Annotated in this window: 12 protein-coding genes; 3 read left to right on the top strand and 9 right to left on the bottom strand. The window is 46.4% G+C overall.

The window, feature by feature from the left end:
* Nucleotides 1-354: 354 nt before the first annotated feature.
* Both OSC7112_RS16740 and OSC7112_RS16735 read right to left on the bottom strand, forming a co-directional pair.
* A complete protein-coding gene (locus tag OSC7112_RS16740) occupies nucleotides 355-1,593 on the bottom strand; it encodes a response regulator (protein ID WP_015177010.1) in 1,239 nt (412 codons plus the stop codon).
* Between the two features lie 225 nt (nucleotides 1,594-1,818).
* Nucleotides 1,819-2,238, bottom strand: coding sequence for a hypothetical protein (locus OSC7112_RS16735; protein WP_015177009.1), 420 nt, complete (start codon nucleotides 2,236-2,238; stop codon nucleotides 1,819-1,821).
* 986 nt (nucleotides 2,239-3,224) lie between these two features.
* Here OSC7112_RS16735 and hmpF point away from each other — a divergent pair.
* Nucleotides 3,225-4,970, top strand: coding sequence for a pilus motility taxis protein HmpF (gene hmpF / locus OSC7112_RS16730; protein ID WP_015177008.1), 1,746 nt, complete (start codon nucleotides 3,225-3,227; stop codon nucleotides 4,968-4,970).
* Here hmpF and tilS read toward each other — a convergent pair.
* The 3 genes from tilS to ccsB all read right to left on the bottom strand — a co-directional run bounded on the left by tilS (nucleotide 4,967) and on the right by ccsB (nucleotide 8,066).
* Complete coding sequence (gene tilS / locus OSC7112_RS16725) at nucleotides 4,967-6,226, bottom strand: tRNA lysidine(34) synthetase TilS (protein ID WP_015177007.1); 1,260 nt, start codon at nucleotides 6,224-6,226, stop codon at nucleotides 4,967-4,969. The two genes, hmpF and tilS, sit on opposite strands and share 4 nt — an antisense overlap.
* 123 nt (nucleotides 6,227-6,349) lie before the next feature.
* Nucleotides 6,350-6,775, bottom strand: a complete 426-nt coding sequence (locus tag OSC7112_RS16720; RefSeq protein WP_015177006.1) for a KGK domain-containing protein — start codon at nucleotides 6,773-6,775, stop codon at nucleotides 6,350-6,352.
* A 220-nt stretch (nucleotides 6,776-6,995) separates the two neighbouring features.
* Nucleotides 6,996-8,066, bottom strand: coding sequence for a c-type cytochrome biogenesis protein CcsB (gene ccsB / locus OSC7112_RS16715; RefSeq protein WP_015177005.1), 1,071 nt, complete (start codon nucleotides 8,064-8,066; stop codon nucleotides 6,996-6,998).
* A gap of 661 nt (nucleotides 8,067-8,727) precedes the next feature.
* On the opposite strand from ccsB, the gene OSC7112_RS16710 reads away from it, so the two are divergent.
* Complete coding sequence (locus tag OSC7112_RS16710) at nucleotides 8,728-9,636, top strand: Rpn family recombination-promoting nuclease/putative transposase (RefSeq protein ID WP_015177004.1); 909 nt, start codon at nucleotides 8,728-8,730, stop codon at nucleotides 9,634-9,636.
* A gap of 129 nt (nucleotides 9,637-9,765) precedes the next feature.
* On the opposite strand, the gene OSC7112_RS39815 is transcribed toward OSC7112_RS16710, so the two are convergent.
* Both OSC7112_RS39815 and OSC7112_RS37100 read right to left on the bottom strand, forming a co-directional pair.
* The gene (locus OSC7112_RS39815; RefSeq protein ID WP_190274219.1) at nucleotides 9,766-9,939 is read right to left on the bottom strand and encodes a hypothetical protein; all 174 of its coding nucleotides are present in this window, start codon (nucleotides 9,937-9,939) and stop codon (nucleotides 9,766-9,768) included.
* A 169-nt stretch (nucleotides 9,940-10,108) separates the two neighbouring features.
* Nucleotides 10,109-11,064 (bottom strand): IS630 family transposase gene (locus OSC7112_RS37100; RefSeq protein WP_150111637.1). Its coding sequence is split into 2 segments (ribosomal slippage): nucleotides 10,109-10,722 and nucleotides 10,722-11,064, totalling 957 coding nucleotides; the frame shifts between segments, so codons are not numbered across the junction.
* Between the two features lie 122 nt (nucleotides 11,065-11,186).
* Between OSC7112_RS37100 and OSC7112_RS16695 the strand changes: the two genes are divergently transcribed.
* A complete protein-coding gene (locus tag OSC7112_RS16695; protein ID WP_041622576.1) occupies nucleotides 11,187-12,842 on the top strand; it encodes an IS1634 family transposase in 1,656 nt (551 codons plus the stop codon).
* A 490-nt stretch (nucleotides 12,843-13,332) separates the two neighbouring features.
* Here OSC7112_RS16695 and OSC7112_RS16690 read toward each other — a convergent pair whose 3' ends face one another.
* The gene (locus tag OSC7112_RS16690) at nucleotides 13,333-15,111 is read right to left on the bottom strand and encodes a GmrSD restriction endonuclease domain-containing protein (RefSeq protein ID WP_015177002.1); all 1,779 of its coding nucleotides are present in this window, start codon (nucleotides 15,109-15,111) and stop codon (nucleotides 13,333-13,335) included.
* Between the two features lie 144 nt (nucleotides 15,112-15,255).
* Nucleotides 15,256-19,506, bottom strand: a complete 4,251-nt coding sequence (locus OSC7112_RS34555; RefSeq protein WP_015177001.1) for a CHAT domain-containing protein — start codon at nucleotides 19,504-19,506, stop codon at nucleotides 15,256-15,258.
* Nucleotides 19,507-20,575: the final 1,069 nt, after the last annotated feature.

The following is a 20,575-nucleotide window of genomic DNA, read 5'->3' as shown; positions in this document are numbered from 1 at the left end:
CAAGTGGAGAACAAGTATATTATATTTGCACTTTGAGCGTGTTAGACCCACTTGGGTCTAGAAATTGAAAAGAGTTTTACCGACGCCCTTCTGCCAGCGCGCGGATTTATACATTCTAGTTTATGGTGCGATCGCCAATAAGTAGGTAGGCGCTGTCAAACGCAATTATGTAAACGATTGTAAAGTATCCACATTCCCTCAGCGCGGTTAAGTCAGCCCTGTTTACATACTGTTACATAGCTCGGTTTAATTCCGCCTACCTACTTAGTGCCCGCGAGCTTTCTCTTTGGGGCTGCCGAGGCTCGATCTAACCGCAGGTACAAAAAAGCTCCCATCATGGCATGGGTGCGAAATTTATTTTTCTTCTAATTGGTCTTCTAGCGATCGGTCTAATAATCTTTCCGAGAGATTGACCCGAGGGTAGCCCGGGCCCACATATTTTTCTACCAGCATCAATAACTCGCTTTCGCCAAAAGGTTTGGTGTAAAAGTCTGTAGCTCCGGCCATGCGGGCTTTAACGCGGTCGATAAATCCGTCGATGCCCGTCAGCATCACGATCGGCGTCTGCCGGAAAGCGCTAGAACTACGCAGCATAGCGCAAATTTCGTAGCCGTCGAGTTCCGGCATGGCGATGTCACACAGAATTAAATCGGGTTTGAGTTGAAACACCAAACTCAATGCTTCGAGGGGATTGCCGATCGCAGTAGCTTCGTAACCGTGTTCGTTTAAAATTGACTCGACTGTTTTGCGAATAGTATTGTCGTCGTCTATACAGACAACTCTGGGAACCTTGGTTTCTGGGGACGACCATTCTTTTTTGTTGCTGGTGGGGGCAACAGAGGGTTCGTAAAATACTTGCACCAATCCCTGCTGCACAAATGGGTAAATCGCCTTAGCGACAGTGAGCACGTCTCGGTTGAGGTAGCGCGCCATTTGGCGGATCGAAGTGTGCCCGTCTGCCCAGCGTCTGAGAGTATTAAAGGTATTGACAGGCAGTGCGACTCGCAGCTCGGAGGGGTCTGAAATCACGGGGCATTGGTTGGGCGACTGAATGTGAGGGTGAAACTGCTTCCACTGCTGCACCTGTTTGACAATCTTGGCCAGCAGCGAGCTAATTTCTAAGCTGGTCAGTTGAGGAGCCAAAGCTGGGCCCATTTCAAAAGTGAAGGAACCCTGGTGGAGACTGAGCAAGTCAAATAGGGTTTCGTGGATCATGCTCTGGATGATGTTGCGCCCTTGAGCTGGGGTGAGGATGTGGTTTTCTAGCAAGACCCATAGGTAGCCGTATTCTGGGGCATTGGTAGATGCCATATAGGGAACTTGGATTTTGTCGAGGGCGGTATCTGCTTTGTAGCGGCGCAGGTAGTCGCGCAAGCGAAACAAACTGCCCGCACTCTGGGTAGCGTAAATAATCTGACCGTTGAAGCAGAAGACATACCACGATTGTCCCGCAAGGGAGCGCGGGGTAGGTTGAGTACCCGTGCTGCTACCGGTGGAGGTGTAGGCCTCTACGAACAGTTCTCCGGTTCGCTGACCTAACTCAATCAATTGCAGGATGCTGCGGATGTCTATTTCACTCAAATTTCCCTGCATGCAGCTAAAATGTCCTCCTTAAAACCGTTGGCGTCTGAGCTCGGAAAGACTGTGTGCTGGCGCAAAGATTGACTTTAGTTTCCGTCAAGAATTTACGCGCTGATGCCGATCTCACAATTGGGAATTGACGAAACGGCGATACTTGCTGCCGCTCCTCGGCCGGGCTACCAGTCCACAAGCTGAAACCGCGAAACTCGCGGCATTCTCTAAGTGTAGAGTTTTACCTTAGTATTCCCACTGTTGCCTGAACTCGTAGAATCCACATCGCACGATTGCACGGGTTCTTCGAGGGTGCAACGCTGGCATTCCCGACTGGTTCAAGCCTTCGATCGCCAAAGTTTTGAAGTTTTTGGCTGAGTATGCTGTCAGTTTATCCAGCACATCTTGGCGTAGGTCAACTTCAAAATACCGAGGATTCTCTGGTTTTACCGCTGCTACCAGCAGCAAGTGCCGATCGATCCCCGATGGGAACTTCAGGCTAGTCTGTTGGGTTGGATGAGTTGCGATCGAGGTTTTTTTTGGGTTTGCCACAGCCATAAAATTAGGTGCAGTCAAAATGAACCTGTGTTGGCAATTGTCAGGAACACCCTCAGTGCCGATCGACCTTTTTGCTCGCCCGCGGCGAGCGTCATAGGCTCGCGTCATTACCTTATTCTAAGGCAGCGCGGTTCAAATCCCCAGTCCGCAGCACTCCGGCGCCGACTTGGGGGCAGCAACGGCTTTGCTCACGATCGACCCATAACTAAAGCGTTGTACAATCTATAGAAACTTTTTTATCGAAACGCCAGAGGCAAGCCCTGGGCTAACGACATGGGGATTTAGACTTGGGGATCGGTCGGTAGGGACTTTTAAGTCTCGTGAAACGATTGTGTTGCTAAAACCAGAGTGGTATAATTGGCAGAGAGCGATTCGCCAGAGTAAGAATAACTTTCAACCCATTGAAATATCCTAGAGGGCGAGCCACCCCGGTAACGCACTAATCCGATTAATTTGGAATAGTTAAAGCCCAAATAATTGCAGCATAGGTCACGTTAAATCTTAAAAATATGAAGGACTCAGCAAGTCTGCGCTCCGTGAGAAGTAAAGTTCTTTGAGTGAGTAGAGGGATATTTCAATGTCCCGTTGTCGTCTTGAAGGTGGGCAAGAATCCCCCGGCTTTAGACGTGGGTATGTTCACGGACTGACCTTTTTCAGGTTTGGGCTATGGCAGCCTCCCCAGTGAGAGCTAGTCTTTAATCAAGCGGCATGGGTACTGCTCTCTCATTCCTCCAGACAACTGGTGGCGGCCGTACTTTCTGGAAGTTCTCCCGTGAGAACGTGCTATGCGTGAGTGCGGATCGAGTTAGAAAAAAATGCTATCCCCCGATCGGGCAAACGACACCAAAAAGTAATACTTAAGTGGCAACAAGTTATCCTTACTTGCCTATACTTATTTACTTTAGGTAAGTTGACTAAAGATCGCACGCAGTGTTATGTTTAGTCAAGAACCTTTGGCTTAAGGGGGATAGCCTACTTATCTTGGGATTAGCCGTCTACCCAACAGCGTAGGAAGTAAACACCACTTATCTTTTAGGCCTTTAAGTAACTTAAAGTAAGTTGGGATAGGTTTTACGAAGCAGAGGACTATTAGTGTGCTGTATCTAGCGGAAGTACAAAAACAGAGAAGCGGCTTTGGTCTCGGTGGCGGTAAGGCTGAACTGAAACTGCTAGCTTGTCAGCGGGGCGAACATAACTGGAGCGCCGTACCAGGCGATGACGCGATCCCAGTTGAGGAAGCTAATAAGTTTAACGACGGCACGCTGGTGCTGGTTGAGTTGAGCGCTAGCAAGCAAGTGCAGCGGATTCAGGAGGCGGCCCGCCAGTTGGTGAGCATTCTGCAAAATTTCTCGCGATTGCAGGACAAGTTTAAGGATAAGGAAGAGGAAATTGAACAGTGGAAGGCTTCTCTGACGTTTTCGAGTCAGGAACTCAATCGCCGGGAAATGGAAATGCAAGCCCGCGAAGAGCAGTTGGCTCAAATGGAGGAGGAGTTGGAGCGGCTGGAGGCTCAGCGCTCGGAAATTGAAAATACTCGAGATGAAGCTAACCGACTGCGAGAAGAAGTCGATCGCAGTCGCGTGGAAATTGAGACGGCTTGGGAACAGTTGCGGGGCGAGCAGCAACGGGTGGCCCAGCAGCAGTCTGAGGTTCCGCAGGGGGCAGTAATTGATGAGCAGCAGAGCCAGAGGATTCAGGAGTTGATGCAGAAGCTGGGAGGGGCAATTGCTTCGGCCCAAGGGGTGCGGGAACAACTGAATCAGTCTCTTGGTGCGGTGGGCGCTCAACAGGCAATTCTGGATCAGCACTGGCAGCAGTTGGAGCAAAAACAGAGCATAGCTCAACAGCAACAAGAAGAGGTCGATCGACAAAATCAGACCCTCCAGAACCGCTGGCAAGAGTGGTACCAATCTCAAGATGCTTTGGCCGGGGCTCGGGCGGAGCTTAAAGGGCAGCAAAGTACCCTCAGCGCTAAGCAGGGCCAGGCTCAGTCGGTGTCTTTGCAGGTGCAGGCTGTTGAGAACCTTTACCAGCAAGTTTCCAGGCTCGCATCTGCTTCGGGTGCTGCGGGTACGGAGCAGAAAGTAGATGTGTCAGCTTTGGAGAAGATGCCTGTTGATGAGTTACAGGGGCTGGTGCAACACCTGGAACAGGATTTGGAAAAGGTGTTCCGGTTTGTTAACGATCAAGAGGAGGAGTTGACTCTGCAGCGGGAGACAATCGAGGATCTGCAAGGGAAAATTCAAGCTGCTAGCGAGTACGATCGCCTGGCTTTGGAAAATGAAATGGCAGATGAACTCGAAAGTTATCAGATGTTAAACGAAACTCTCGTGGGACAGCGCCTCCGGTTGCAGGAACGGGAAGATGTTTTGAAGCAGCATCAGGCGGTGCTGTGGCGGCGGCTGGGTACTGCTAATGCTCTAAAACAAGAGCGAGGAGATATTGATTTGGGGCCGATTGTCGCACAGATCGATACTCAGCGGCAGCAGCAAAGCCAAGAATTGCAAAGACTGGAAAACGAAATTCAGCAGGTGCGGGAAGCAATATCCCAAATTGAGGCAAATGTCAACCGCCAAAATGGGGAAAGTGAGGCGAAACGCTACGAACTCAAGCAGTTAGAGCAGAATTTGTTCAACCAGAAAGGTGCAGTGGCGCAACTCTGGGGCAGGCTGAATGTTTATCAAGAAATGTTGCAGCCGGTGCAGGACAATTTGAATGCGCTACGCCAAAAGCTCGAAGCGGTGGCGGGGGAACTCGATCGGGTGCAGGAGACGGGAGACGAGCAAAATCGGGTAGTTTCCGAGTTGTGGCAAGTCCTTTCGGGTTTGATCGCAGCTTAAAATTGAATATGTAAAATTATCGAAGGGTGTTCGACTCGACCGATCGCTCCTCCAGGAAATGGATCGGTTTGCGATCGGTTGGGCGCTACTATTAAGCGGGTTAGTTTTTCTACGCTTTCAAAGCTGGGGGCCGAGGGCAATATTTGTTGCAGTAGTTGCCGCATTGCCCGTCGCTGCAAGGCCAGGGGTGCTTCCCGCAAAATCGGGCGATTTAACTTGACGGGAAGTTGAAAATTTACCTGCGGGCTGTCTGCAATTGGAGACATTGCTCGCTGTAGCAACTCGCTGGCTGCAAGTTCGAGATATTCTACGTCGGCGCGGAGGAGTTCGGCTGTTTGAGATAGGGCTTGTTGGGCTTTTGGGTTGAAATGAGTTTCCAAATAAGGCAATAATTCTGCTCGAATCCGGTTGCGCGTATATTGCAAATCTTGATTTGTGGAATCTTCCCAAATAGGTAGTTTTTGCTCTAGACAAAATTGACCTGTTTGCGATCGAGTTATTTCGAGCAAGGGACGAACTAAATAGATTTTAGATTTTAGATTTGGGATTTTCGATTGGGAATTTTCAGGCTGATTTTCCAATCTAAAATCGGCAGATATTTGGGAGTTGGGATTTTCGCCGGAATTCCCCAATCTACCGATTTTAGATTTGAGATTTGGGATTTTAGATTGGAAATTTTCATCGTGATTTTCCAATCTAAAATCGACCGATATTTGGGAGTTGGGATTTTCGCCGGCATTCCCCAATCTACAATCGGCAATCGGCAATCGAAAATCGAGCAGGGGTCGCGTCCAGGTGAGGGCAGAAAGTCCGTCGGCGCCACTGCCGCGAATCAGGTTGTAGAGGAGTGTTTCGGCGCGATCGCTGGCTGTGTGGCCTGTAACAATGTAGGGGTAGTTGTGGGCGATCGCAATTTCCGTTAAAGCTTGATATCGCCACTGTCTGGCCGCTGCTTCTGTTTTGGGGATGTCCGAGGCTGTTTCCAAATAGTAGGATATTCCCCAGCTTTTAGCTAATTGTTCTACATGATTGGCCGAGGCTTGCGAGTCAGAACGCCAACGATGATCGCAGTGAACAATCCCTAGTTTCCACCCCCATTTTGGCTGCAAATCTAGCAGTAATTTAATTAAACACAGAGAATCTTGTCCGCCAGATACTGCTACTAGCAATCGCTGATTTGATGGCAATATTTGTCGGTACAGCAGCGTCCTGTGCACTTGAGCGTGCAGGTACGTCCAATGGGAAGATTCAGCCATGATAGGAGTTTTTCATTCAAAAATAAGGAAGTTAGACAAAGAGCAGTCTACGGGATTTCACCGAGGGATTTTGAGCAAAGAAGGGGAAGCATCCCCTCTCCCAATCTCTCAGTCTTTGCCTTCCTAGCTCCACATTCCTATACTTTGGGGGTCGCGGTCTGGATACCTAGAAATAGGAAAATGATTACTTATTTCTGTTGAGTCACATTGCTTTAATGGCTCATCTATATCGGTTTTATTTGAGCTATCTACGGCGTAGTTTTGCACGGTGTCCGATCTGGAGGCAGCGGCAGGAAGGGCTTTTTGTTCTTTGATTTCAGGTTCGAGCGGAATGAACTCCAGACGCATTCTAAGTTTTCCTTTCGTCCAGTCTTTGCCAGCACTTAATAGCTCGCAATCCAGCCCGTCTGAAAATAATTTTTCGTCTACCAATTTTGACTGCATAATTGCCATAAATTCGCTCACTTTGAATGTACATTGATACATCAAAGCGCTGGTAGGGGCAGACACAACATCGTCTTCTTGGGGAAATATTTTCGATTCGTCCATATTAATTGTCGTTATTTTAATGAAGGAAGAGGGAAGAGGGAAGAAGGAAGAGGGAAGAGGGAAGAAGGAAGAGGGAAGAGGGAAGAAGGAAGAGGGAGTTAATTATGAGAATCTCGCTGGTTGAGTAAGGTGGGAATTGCCCACCCTACAACCGGAGATGATATTAATCCCGATTCTTTGACTTATCCTGTTCTTCTGTGACTGATTGGTGGATCGGGAATTAGAAAAACCAACCGTAGGAATGTAAACCTTTGCCTAACAGATTAACGCCTAGATAGCAAATCCAAACTACCACAAAACCTGTGGCTGCTAAAATTGCTGGGCGTCTTCCCTGCCAGCCGCGAGTAATGCGGGCGTGCAGGTAGGCAGCAAATACCAACCAAGTAATTAGCGCCCAAGTTTCTTTCGGGTCCCAACTCCAGTACGATCCCCAAGCTTCGTTAGCCCAAACCGCACCGGCAATAATGCCAACTGTCAGTAAGGGGAATCCTAAACCGATGATGCGATAGCTAATGTTATCCAGAGTTTCTGCTAGATTCAAGCGCTGGGGCGAGAGAGGTTCTGCGGTTTGAGTTGGGGCGGTTGATGAGGTTTGAACGGTGGCTAATTCGAGCACTGCGGTGGTGCCCAAACCGTTATTGTTGGAGTTGAAAGAGGGTTCGCTGAACACTAATGCGCTGTCGGCGCTGGTTTCTGCATTTTGAGGTTCGGGGTTTTGAGGGCGTTGGAGGCGGTAGTTGCCGTTGCGGTTGCTGTTGGTGCCGAAGGAACTACCGGTGAGTTCGATTTTTTGGCCGCGGGTGACGATTAAAAAGGCGATCGCCAGTAGCGCTCCTACCATTAAAGTTGAGTAACTGAGCATCATGACGCTAACGTGCATCATCAGCCAGTTTGATTTGAGGGCGGGTACTAGGGGCTCTGCAGATTGCATGGTGGCGGGCAGAGTCAGGGCTGCAAAGGCGGATATTGCCATTGCTACGGGGGATGTGGCTACTCCTACTAAGCGGGAACGGCTCATGTTTTCCGCGACTAGGTGGATGGCGGTGATTCCCCACACGAGGAAAAATAGGGATTCGTAGAGATTGCTTAAGGGGAAGTAGCCGGCTTCTATCCATCGAGAACCGAGTAAAGCGGCGATGGATAGGTTGGCTACGGCCATTCCTGCGGTTCCTAGGGCTGACAGGTAGGGAATGCCGGGGAAAGCTGCGCCAACCCAGTAAATGAGCATTGTGGAGAACAAAACGGCAAAGGAGATGTTGTCCAGCCAGTTCTGGAGTACGACCAGATCCATAAAAATTACTCCGCTAGTGTTTTTACTTATTTTTGCTAACTAGATCGATCGTACTGGGGTTGGGCAGTTTTGGGTTTGGGATTTTGAATTTTTGTGGCAATTATGAGTGGTTGGCGGTTGTTGAGGTGCGAGTGGGCGATCGCGCGGACGCATCAAACAAGCTACTATTGACCCACCAGACGAGTGTCACCCCGTCAAGTCACACTTGTTGATTTTGGCTGAGGGCTTGAGGTTGGACGAGTTCCAAGGAAGGAAACACGGAATGCTGATGGGCGAAATTCGATCGCCGATTAACAAAATCAGGACTTACGCAGAGGAGGCCAGAAACCGGGTTTTTTTAGGAAAATGCTTCGTTCGTACTCGAAGATTAAGTAAAAAACCCCGTTTCTTGGTCGGGAGTGCGTCTAGGACTGAAAATATAGGATGTTTTTTGATCGGGGGCTATCTGGAATCCTTTAGAATTGATTGAGCGGATTACCCATTTGCTGTTTTTGCAACCTGCAAAAAAACGGAAGCCCCCGACAATCGTTGTGGATACTCCCCAAATTTTAGACTAAAGCTCAACCTCCCAGATTGATCGAGGCGAGTCAAATCTAAAATCTAAAATCTAAAATCGACTGAGGTTCGAGCAGTTGCATCGGTTAGAGGAGAGGTTGGGTTAATGCGTCGAGATTCAATATTTTACAAGTTATTTCAAGAAGCTCCGACGCTGCTGTTTGAGCTATTGGAAGAGTCACCATCGAATGCGGAACAGTATCGATTTGACTCGGTTGCGGTGAAGGAACCGAAGTTTGAAATTGATGGGGTGTTTTTGCCACCGGATGCTGAGCCGGGAGTTGTATATTTCTGTGAGGTGCAGTTTCAGCGGGATGAATTGCTTTATGAGCGATTGTTTGGTGAGTCGTTTTTGTATTTTTATCGCAACCGTCAGCGATTTACAGATTGGGAAGCGGTGGTAATTTATCCGAGTCGATCGACTGAACAATCAGAAACGCATCCGTATAGATCGCTCTTGAACTGCAATCAGGTGCATCGCGTATATTTGGATGAGTTGGGGGATATTGAACAGTTGCCGCTGGGGGTGGCGCTGATGGCTTTGACGACGATCGACGAAGCGAGTACGCCGGAAGCGGCGCGATTGTTGCTGGCGCGATCGCAGCGGGAGGAATCTGAGGCAGCGAGTCGCGCCATAATAGAGATGCTGACGACAATACTGGTTTACAAGTTTACAAATTTGAACCGAAGGGAGGCAGAGGCGATGTTAGGGATTACGCTTGAGGAAACTCGGTTTTATCGGGAAGCTAAGGAAGAAGGCATTGAACAAGGCATTGAACAAGGCATTGTCCAAGGGATTGTCCAAGGCCGCGAACAAGAAGGAAGAGCTTTGATTTTACGTCAGTTAAATCGCCGTCTGTTAAATCGGCGAGTTGGAACATTACCGGAATCTATCACGACTAGAATTGCTGATTTGTCGATCGAGCAAATTGAAACTCTAGCAGAGGAATTGTTAGATTTTCAGTCGATCGAGGATTTAGAGGTTTGGCTGGAGAATTTGCCGCAGGGAGATTGATACGAGGTTAGGAATTGCACTTGAGGGGGCGATCGCGCCATTTACGCGCACAAACACATCAAACGTACTCCCCCTCTATTTCCTGGGTTTTAGGGTTCTTTTGGTGCATCCGCCGCTGCTGAGAGGATGTTAATGGTGCGATCGGGGATGATTCCGGCGGATTAGAAGCTGATTGAAGATGGTGGAAGATGTTTTGGGCGATCGAACTTTCTCAAATTTCCCTAAAGCTGCTGTAAAGCAATTTACATCTTTAAACCCACATTCCGCAGATATTCGATCGGATTTAATTTTCAAAAAATTCATAATTTTAAAAACCTCAAATGATTATATAGCAAGCATTTGAGTTTTTTTTAAGGTATAATAATTTGTGCAAGTAAAGCAACCATTAAAACCATGAAAAAGCCCTCGTCAGCTATAAATATTGTAAATTTAGACCCTGCAGGGGATAGTAGCAGGGATCATATAGCGTTTCTCATAAAGATGAGGTACAATAACAGCAGTGAGTAAACCAATTCCTCATATCGGATAATGTAACTTGATTGAAGGCAAACTCTATCGCTTTTGCTAATTCTCGGTAATTAGTCGTCTTGATAGAACGGAGAATGTTTTTGAGTTTTGACCATAAATGTTCAATTGGTGAGAAGTCGGGCGAATATGGTGATAAGTATATTATTTTTGCCCCTTGACTTTTGATGGCTTTTTCTATTTCTTCGCTTGTGTGAATAGTACAATTGTCCATCACTACACAAGCACCTTTCCAGAGTTTTGGTACGAGCTTTCGGATGATAAAAGCCTCAAATGTAATTGTATCAGTTGTACCTATTAAGTTGACTGATGTTAGGACTTCATTGACTGATATAGCTCCAATTATTGAGACATTTTTCCCCCGTTTATTTGGTTTTTGTCCCCGAGCCCTTGAACCTTTTAGAGAACGAGCATATAACCTAACCATTGCTAAGTTGACTCCTGATTCATCAATGAATATTAAGTCTTTAAAACAAACTTCTCGGACTTTTTGCCAGAACTCATATCGCAGACCCTGAACTCGGTCAGTGCCTTTCGCGCTCGGAAAGAGAGTTTTTTTTTAAAAGTCATGTTTAAGAGTTTTGCCATTCTTCCCATCGTTGCCACGCTGATGGTAAAACCAATTTTCTGGTACAGTAAATAACGGAGTTCTTCGAGAGTTGCATCATTATTTTCTTCAATCAATTCGGCTAAAATCAGTAGTTGTTCTGCATTGAGTTTCAATTTGACTCCGCATCGCTCAGTTCGAGGAGCAATGTTTTGGGTCTCACGATACTGCTTAACCAATTTTTGGACGAAACTTAGGGCCACACAAAAACGGTTAGCTATTGCTCTTTGTGACAGCGGTTCATTATGGTACACATCCATAATTTTTTGTCTAAAATCAATCGAATAAGTTTTCATTTTTACTAATGTGTGATACTTACTAAAATCCTTGATATTTGTCATTCGAGTGACTGCTGTGGGTCGAGCGATTGTTCGCTCGCGCTCCATTTAATTAGAGCTGCATAACATTTTGGGGTTCTATATTTTTCACTCCGTTCAAGTCAGTTATATCATACCTCATCTTTCTGATAAATGCTATAGATGAAATGGAATTGGTAGAAGAAGTCAACAAAATAGTGGGAATAAGAATTAAAGAAACCCTCAGCCCAGGACAAGTAATGAAAGCAATGATTTTGAACGGATTGGGATTTTTGAGTGCGCCAATCTACCTATTTGACAGATTTTTTGTAGGAAAAGCAACAGAACATCTAATTGGAGAAGGAGTGACGCCAGAACAATTAAACGATGACAGAATCGGGAGAGCATTAGACAAATATCATCAAGCTGGAACGACAAAACTCTTCACAGCAATTGCCCTAAAAGCAGCACTAAAATTTGAAGTATCAATGAAAAGTGTTCATCTAGACAGCAGCTCAATATCAGTAGAAGGAGCCTACAAAAACTGTCAGGGAAACAGCCAGGAAGTTGAGGCAGAATTGTCAGATACAGAATCTGACATGAAAACCATAAAAATCGTTCATGGCTATTCAAGAGATCGAAGACCAGACCTCAAACAATTTATGGTTGCTACGATCGTAACTGGAGATGGAGACGTACCATTATATCTCAAAATAGATGATGGAAATGCCGACGATAAAAGTGTTTTTGTAGAAAGATTGAAAGAATTTAAAAAACAGTGGACATTTGATGGAATCTGTGTAGCAGACAGTGCCTTATACACAGCAGAAAATTTGTCAGCAATGGCAGGAATGAAATGGATAACCAGAGTACCACTAAGCATCAAAGAAGCTCAAAATAAAATCTGCAACATTGAAGATAGTGCCTGGGAAGACTCTGAAATAAAAGGATATAAAATGGCAGTCCAAACCAGTGAGTATGCTGGCATCAAGCAAAGATGGCTAGTAATAGAAAGTGAAATGAGAAAGCAAGCAAATCTTGAAAAAATAGTTAAGCAAGTAGAGAAACAATTAGAATCAGCTAAAACCAAGCTGTGTAAGCTATCCAGGCAAAAATATGCTTGTATTCCTGATGCAGAAACTGCAATAAAAAAGTTATCAAAATCATGGAAATATCACCAAATAACAGAAATTAAATTCCAAGAAAAGCCAGTTAAAGCAACAAAAAACAATCTCAAAGAACTCGGTCAGATACAGACAAAAGTTTATCAAGTTACAGGTGAAATAGCCCCCGTAAATTCAGCGATTGAAGCAGAAAAAGTCAAAGCTGGGAGATTTATATTAGCCACAAATATCTTAGATACTGAAGAAGTAAGCAATCCAGAGGTATTATCGGAATATAAAGCGCAGCAAAGTAATGAGAGAGGATTTAGATTTATCAAAGATCCGTTATTTTTCACTTCGAGCGTATTCGTGAAAAAGCCGGAGCGAGTTGAAGCAATTGGAATGATAATGGGACTATGTTTGTTAGTGTATAACCTGGCGCAAAGGAAATTGAGACAACAATTATTAGCTACCAACGATCGAGTGAAAAATCAGGTAAATAAATTAACAGATAAGCCGACAATACGCTGGATATTTCAGATGTTTCAAGCTGTACATTTAGTAACGATAAATGGAGAGAAGCAGGTCAGTAATTTAAACCAAGAACGTCAAGATATCTTGCGACATTTAGGAGAGTATTGCTGTCAATACTATTTAATATTTCTAAGTGGATAACGCTCGACCGCGAGGTGTAGATATTTATGAATAATTTACATTAATTAGTCAAGATAATTTGCTCTTGGCAGAATTTGTCTTGCTTAAAAAGATGAAGGAGATTAATAAAACAGCAGTATGAATATATTAGAAAAAGTCAATTATTTCAACTTACTTATTTTAGGTAAATTTGACAAGTATCTGTAACTCTAAAACCGCATAGGTTCAACCAAAAACTTTTTGGATTTCCAGTTTTCACAACTGGTAAAAAAATCAAACCCACATCTGCGGAATGTGGGTTTAAAAGTTTTGGTAAATCTCAAAAAAGCAATCAAGGGTAGTGCTGCATATAGCCTTTCTCAGAAAGATGGAGTAGCAGAAACCCTGTATTCTCAAGCTTTTTAAGTGGGATTATGTACCGCTCTAGTAAGGATAATTAAGGCTTTCACTCTCTAGATAAACTGGCGTTATACTAAAGATTCCCTACTATCTCATGCCCTCTCTTCGTAAACTACTTTGGGAAAAGTAGGGAAACAGCAACTAGTTTGGGCGCGTTAGCTTCTACAGTTGAAGAGTCCTCCCTAATAAAAGCTTTTTCACCTACAAACGAAACCTGTTTTTGAGATGGAACATTAATTCTAATCACCGATAATCCCTTGAAATCTATAGTATCAATTTTCGTCATAACTTGAGTTTTTAAGGGGTCAGTCAAATGTGATTGACGTATTGTATCCCTTAATATCCCAACATAATCCTCTAGCGGTTTACCTAAAATCCTAGCTTCTCTATCAATTCCTACAACATATCTATCATTAATTTCAATAGGATTAATCCCATCTAACTTTTTAATTTTTTCTGCGTCTTGCTTTTTATCAGCCACTCCCAGGAAAATATATCCATCATTTTCTGGATCGGAGTTGGCAATTCCGCAAATTGTTTCAACAAGTCTCGGTAGCAAATTCTTATTTAGCTTTCTATTTGCTGACAGCTCCATCAAACCTTGCTTACACTCGTACTTTGTAGTTTCTATACGAGAACGAAGTAAGGAATTTTTGAACGTTTGTATCAACTCAACACCTTGTCCTAAATTTGATTTGTCTTTCTTCTTCGCGAAGTGGTCTTGTATCAATCCCTTGGTTTGATTAATATTATTTTTACGATCTTGTATGGCTGTATAGCGACGGCTTAGATCTAACTTTTTTTGAAGATTTTTGAGTGCCTCCATAATCCCTTGAGGATTAGCAGGTAAAAGATCTAAGTCAATTATTAATTCAAAAAAAGCCATGAAGATTGTATAGAATGCCTGCGGTATTGGATTATTAATGCCGGGGTTTACGAGATTTTGTAAACACTTATTATCTGAGCTATATGTTTCAATAGTTGCTCCAAGAACTGAGAAAGTTTTTACAATGTTTTCTTCGAGTTTTTTGAAGCCATACGTTGTAAGACTATTCTCTATTAACTGGAAGTCCTTGCTCTCTTCATTATACAGATTATCTAGCTGCTCCTTGCTTCTTGGTAGGGGTTCATTAAGTAATATCGATGCTGCAATATCTGCTATCATATCTTCATCTTCACTATCACGCAGTTGAGAGATTCTAAGGATACCTTGCTTACACCACAATGTATCTTCTGCTTGAATCCCATAACCTTGATTATTCCGTTTGGAATCAATACTAACCTGGGGCATATCAAATAAGCGAAGCGTTTTTTGAGTATCATCCCCCCGCAACTGCATAGCAATTGTACGAACTACTTCTGCGAATGATGTCGTTACACCTGCTTGTCGTCTCTCTTGGTTGCTTAAATGCTTACCACCGGAATTTATTCTGCCAAAAACCTCTGTTATATCGCTTTCATCCATTGCAGTGTAAATGGTTACAGCAAACTGATAATGTAAAATCTCTGCACATTCTTTTCTATCTAATTTATCAAAACTTTCGTCAACTTCAAATACCTTTTCATCAGCTAATTGTTGAGCATAAGAGTACTCTTTAAGATTGAAATGCCTGCCATTAAATGCAAATAAATTTTCAATAAAACCACAAATAGCATTAAGTCGCTGCATACCATCTATGATCTCATACTTTCCACTTCCATGAACTTGAGGACGTTCAGCTAGTAGAATCAAAGGAATTGGATATCCCTTTAAAATGCTTCCAATCAATTTTTCTTTTTCGTCAACTGACCAAATTAATTTTCTTTGATACTTTCTGTTTACCAATAAGTTACCTAACCGATAGAGCTGATAAGCTTCAGTGACTGCCATTCCGCGTGGAACAATGCTCATACTTATGCTCGCTTTAAGTCAAGATTTTGATAATACTATAATACTATCGATCGACTAAAACAAATCTTGTTACCAAGAATTGCCTATCTGTAAGGTGGGCACTGCACACCCTACAGATAGAGGTTCTGCGTAAGTCCTCTCTTTTCACCAAGGATTGCCAATCATTCTAAAAGCAGACCAATAATAAGGATGAGAGAAATTCTGACTCGTCGTGTTTGCCAATTCCGGGGGTAACGGCAGATTGCCAACAGAAGTGTGCAGCATCCCCCCTTCAATTCGCACTTCTCCCCGCAACATCGCTAATTGCGCTTGCCGGAGTGCTTCTGCTTTAATCGGAGCAGTTTTTAACTGCCTGTAAAACTCCGCCATCAATCCCAAACTGCCCTCGTCGCTGACATACCAAAGAGTCGCCATCGCCGATTTAACCCCGGCTTGCACCGCTAACCCGCCAAAGCCCAACTCGGCCTCTCGATCGCCCACAGCAGTCTTGCAAGCACTCAAAACTAACAGTTCAACTTGCGGGCTGTGCCAATTCATTTGCCGCAACTGATCCAAACGCAATTTAGTATCCCACAACTGAATAAAGGATTGGCTGGGAGCTCCCGATCGAAATTCGGCGTGGGTAGCCAAGTGAATCATCCCAAAAGGCTGCTGCTGGCGCTGCGATTTCAAATTGGCCAGGGTGAAAGCTTCGTTCAAGAAAGACTTACCCGGCCACTGCTGCGGGGTGATTGTCGATACTTCTATTTCCACCGCAGGCAAAGGACTCATCTCTAGAAATTGGGACGCCCCCATTGCCAGAACTTGGGTATTTTTGAAATTGGCGGGGCTGGTATCCGTCAAACTCAGACTCGGCATCGCTCCAACACTGTAACGCTCTACCAGAAAGCCTTTGCCGTCGTGCAGGGCACCCATCGGTATAGATCGCAACCCCATATCTGAGATAAAAGATAAATTCTCAATGCCTTTGGCTTGCAGTTCTGCTTCCAGCGGCGCTACCATCCACTGGTAGAGTTGCTGAGCTAAGGGCAAATAACTTTTAGTGTTGCGCTTTACCGGATTAGTCAGTTCATCGCGAAATTTCCGAACAGCTTCCATTACCTGGGCGCGAGAGGTTCCAGGGATGCGCTGGCGAACGGGCAAACCTTCCGGGGCGATCACCATCATTTCCAGTTCGTCAGAGGCTTGAATTTGCTGTTCTACACGCAAGATGGACGAACTGCTGTAAGGCCGATCGACTGTAGAACCCCTGGGTACAAAGCTGATATAAATGAGAGCTGGTTTGATGCCTGTGGCTTGTTGGACACTGCGAAGGGTATTTTGGGCATCTTCTAGGGTGGCGATCGTATTTGATGGCAAATTTAGGTAATCGACAAACTCCCTGGTGAATCTCTCCTCGACGGGAAAAATAACGGCGCCGAGGTCGATTGGCAACTTGGAAGCGTCAAGATTCCACGACGCGGGAGGTGAAATGCGCTGTTGTAAGGAATTAGATATCTGGTTTTGCTGTTGTAAGCTGGGGGAAAATAAAGGATTTGTGCTGGGCGGCCGGTTGGCTGCGAGCTCCGGTGTCGGTATCGGTGCGAGATTTATGGGCGCAGCAGCAGGCGCAACCACTGGATTTGGAGTAATTGTGGGTGCGATCGGCAAATTTGATATCGGCGCTGGATTTTGAGGAATTGTGGGTGCGATCGGCAAATTTGATATCGGCGCTGGATTTGGAGTAATTGTGGGTGCGATCGGCAAATTTGAGACTGGCGCTGGATTTGGAGTAATTGTGGGTGCGATCGGCAAATTTGAGACTGGCGCTGGATTTGGAGTAATTGTGGGTGCGGTCGGCAAATTTGAGACTGGCGCTGGATTTGGAGTAATTGTGGGTGCGGTCGGCAAATTTGAGACTGGCGCTGGATTTGGAGTAATTGTGGGTGCGGTCGGCAAATTTGAGACTGGCGCTGGATTTGGAGTAATTGTGGGTGCGATCGGCAAATTTGAGACTGGCGCTGGATTTGGAGTAATTGTGGGTGCGATCGGCAAATTTGATATCGGCGCTGGTGCGGGTGCGGGTGATGGTGCTGGTGCTGGCGCTGGTGCGGGTACGGGTGCTGGCACTGGTGTCGGCAAATTTGATATCGGCGCTGGTGCGGGTGCGGGTACGGGTGCGGGTACGGGTGCGGGTGCAGGCGCTGGTGCGGGTGCGGGTACGGGTGCGGGTGCAGGCGCTGGTTCGGGTGCGGGTGCGGGTACGGGTGCGGGTACGGGTACGGGTGCGGGTACGGGTGCGGGTACGGGTGCGGGTGCGGGTGCAGGCGCTGGTGCAGGCGCTGGTGCAGGCGCTGGTGCAGGCGCTGGTGCTGGTGTCGGCGCTGGGGCTGGTGTCGGCGGTGTCGGCGGTGTCGGCGGTGTCGGCGGTGTCGGCGGTGTCGGCGGTGTCGGCGCTGGGGCTGGCGCTGGGGCTGGTGTCGGCGCTGGGACTGGCGCTGGGGCTGGTGTCGGTGCTGGGGCTGGCGCTGGGGCTGGCGCTGGGGCTGGTGTCGGCGCGGGTGCTGGTGTCGGCGCGGGTGCTGGGGCTGGCGCTGGGGCTGGGGCTGGTGTCGGCGCGGGTGCTGGTGTCGGCGCGGGTGCTGGTGTCGGGGCTGGGGCTGGTGCTGGGGCTGGGGCTGGGGCCGGTGTCGGCGCGGGTGCTGGTGTCGGTGCGGGTGCTGGTGTTGGTGCTGGCGAGACAGAAGAAGCCGTAATGTTAATTTGCGTCGGCTGTACTATTTGAGGGTTGGGGCTGAAATAACCTCCCTTTGTAATCACGTTTTCCTTCTTTGGACCCCCAGTGGCAATGCTGCCAGCAGTACCGTTGAGTTTGTTATAGTCGGGCCCGACGCTGAAAGGAGTGTTCGAGGCTTCGCCACCGTGGCGAATGGTGATATCTCCACCATTGGCGCTACCAGTCGCGGATGCGGAAATGCTGCAAGGTTGCGACAAGCAGTTGTTATCGTTTGTGAAAGTGCCTGTAGCTCGGAAATTACCGCCGGCTGTAATGTCAATCTCTCCTCCGGCTGTTAGGCCTTCGGTGTTGATATGGGTTACTTCGATGTCGTTGCGGGCGTTGAGGGTGACTGCGCCGCCTTGTTTTTCTTGGGAATTGGCGTCTATGAACCCTGTTTGGATGCTGCTTGAGGGTGCTGCAATACTAACGTCTCCGGCGTTGCTGTTTTTGTCGATCGACCCTGCGTTGATATTGCCTGTTTCTACTTTTCCTGTACGGCTGGTGACGGTGATGTTGCCGCCTGCAGTGGTGTCGGAGTGGGAGTCGAGACCGACAGTGCGAATGTCGCCACTAGCTTCTATGGCGATTGGGCCGCCTTGGGAACTTGTCAGGTTTCCGCTGACTGCAACGGTGTTGGCTGCTTGAATTTCGATCGCCCGAGCGTTTGCATCTCTTAGTGCCACATCCCCCGCAGCTACTGCTCGGTTAGAGGCCGTGAGTACCACTTCACCGCTGGCATTGACGCTGAGGCCTGTAGCGTTTGTTTGACCGAGGCCTGTGAGCAGTTCGGGCAAGGATGCGATCGAGAATGTCGAAGCTGTGCTGGATGTTCCAGTGCTGCTCGTTGCTGAGGGCGGCTCGATTTCCAAACTCAGCAAATTGCCTCGCTGGCTGAGGCGCACTAAATTTGTCCCGGAGACTGATGCGACGGTAATTTGACCGCCTGGGGCCGAAAGGCTGCCTGTGCTGACAACGGTACCGCCGAGCAAGGTTAAGTTCTGCCCTGACTTGACTGCTAAGTCGGCCGTGCTGAGAATTGCCCCTGCTTTAGCGGCTCCAAAAGTAAAGGAATTGGGCGTGCCTATCAGAGATGTGTAAGTGCTAGTACCGACAGCGTTAAAGGAGTTTGAACCAAATCCAATAGCGGTGGCGGTGGTTGCTGTGAAAGAAGCCGGCACGTTTAAACTGGCACTGTTGCCAAATATGATGCCGGATGGATTCATCAGAAACAAGTTAGAATTGCCGCCGGTTACTTGAATTAAGCCGTTAATAATCGAGGGGTTGCCTCCGCCTATGCCCGCTAAAATGTTGCGAATGTTGGGGTTTGATATAAAGTTGGCAATCTGATTTTCCGACAAGCCGAATTCTTTAAAGCTGTGGAAAAGATTTTGTCGATCGCTCGATAATTGTCCGCCTTGAATATCGAAGCGAGTTGGTTGCCCAGGAGTCCCGTTTTGGGCTGCAGGAGTGACGGTAGTACCCGTTGCGTCCGCCGCTGGAACAATTGTTTGACCTTCTGCTTTGGCTTGCAAAAAGTAAAGATTTATTAAGACTATTTGCAGAGCAAGTGTCAGTTTGCTTATTCTTGCTTTTGATAGGAATTTTGACGTTTTTTGAATATTTTTGACGGTTTTCATAAGTTTTTAATGGGTAAAATATATAAATCACAGAAATTAGGTAAAGAAACTGGCTTTGTAGAAAAAACTTGGTTGACGGCTGTGTCACTAAATACAGCATATTCCATGTAGATGTATATCGCCAAAAACCTGGTTTCGAGCAACTGAATCAGTACCAGAGGCGACAACTGTAAAGAAACCCGGTTTCTAGGGTGTACTTCATAAACCTGGAATACGCTGTATCTGCACATCTGTGCTGTGCCTGGTCAATGTGTGTAGAAGATAGGAAATCTACCCCTCATTTTCAGAGGGGGTATTCGTGAACTATTTTGTCAGTCTTATTGCTAAGTAAGGTTTGCCTGGTAAATATTCACGTTCCCTGGTGAGGAAAGCGATACGCTTAGCTTTCAACCTGTTGACTCGTTCCTTTATCGCCTTCGACAGTGCATAATCCTGGCGTTTACATCACGGTGTCATGGATGAACGCAGTCAGTTAAGATGCTTGACAGCAGGTTCCGATGTTGTACAGGTGCTGACTGGGAATGCCAAGATCTGCATAGTTTTTTCGGAACGGTTGAAGACGCTATATTTATGAAGCAACCGGGTTTCTGACTGCAAGTGCATTCAGGACTCAATGGGTAGAATTTGCGTCTGATTTTGCAAATTTTTCAGCGTATCTTTTCCACAATCTAAATATAACTCGAAATGCCTAGGCTCTGTATCTGCCGCATGACATATTAATAAAAAAAAACAAAAACGGCCTTCCTAGAGACCCTCCGACGCCGCGCGACCCGGTTTTTTAACTATTATTGAGAGTCTGAAGGAAGTATAGGGGTTCAAAAACTAGGTTTCTGCGTCCAAGACTGACCCGGAAACATCCCAAAATATTTTATACAAAACAAAAAATACTATACACTTGCCGAAAATTAAAATTATGAAAAGCAGAAATGAGCAGGAGTCAGAATCCAGAATTCTGAATTCAGAATACCCCATGCCTGAAGTGAGGATTAACGGTAGCGGAAAGATTTTTTTATGCTCCACGATTAAAATCGGGGGCTTTCAACCTCGATTCTCCATCCTGTCGCACAGA

This window comes from Oscillatoria nigro-viridis PCC 7112, assembly GCF_000317475.1.
GTDB classification, from domain to species: Bacteria; Cyanobacteriota; Cyanobacteriia; order Cyanobacteriales; family Microcoleaceae; genus Microcoleus; species Microcoleus nigroviridis.
This window is presented reverse-complemented; position numbering and strand designations above follow the sequence as displayed.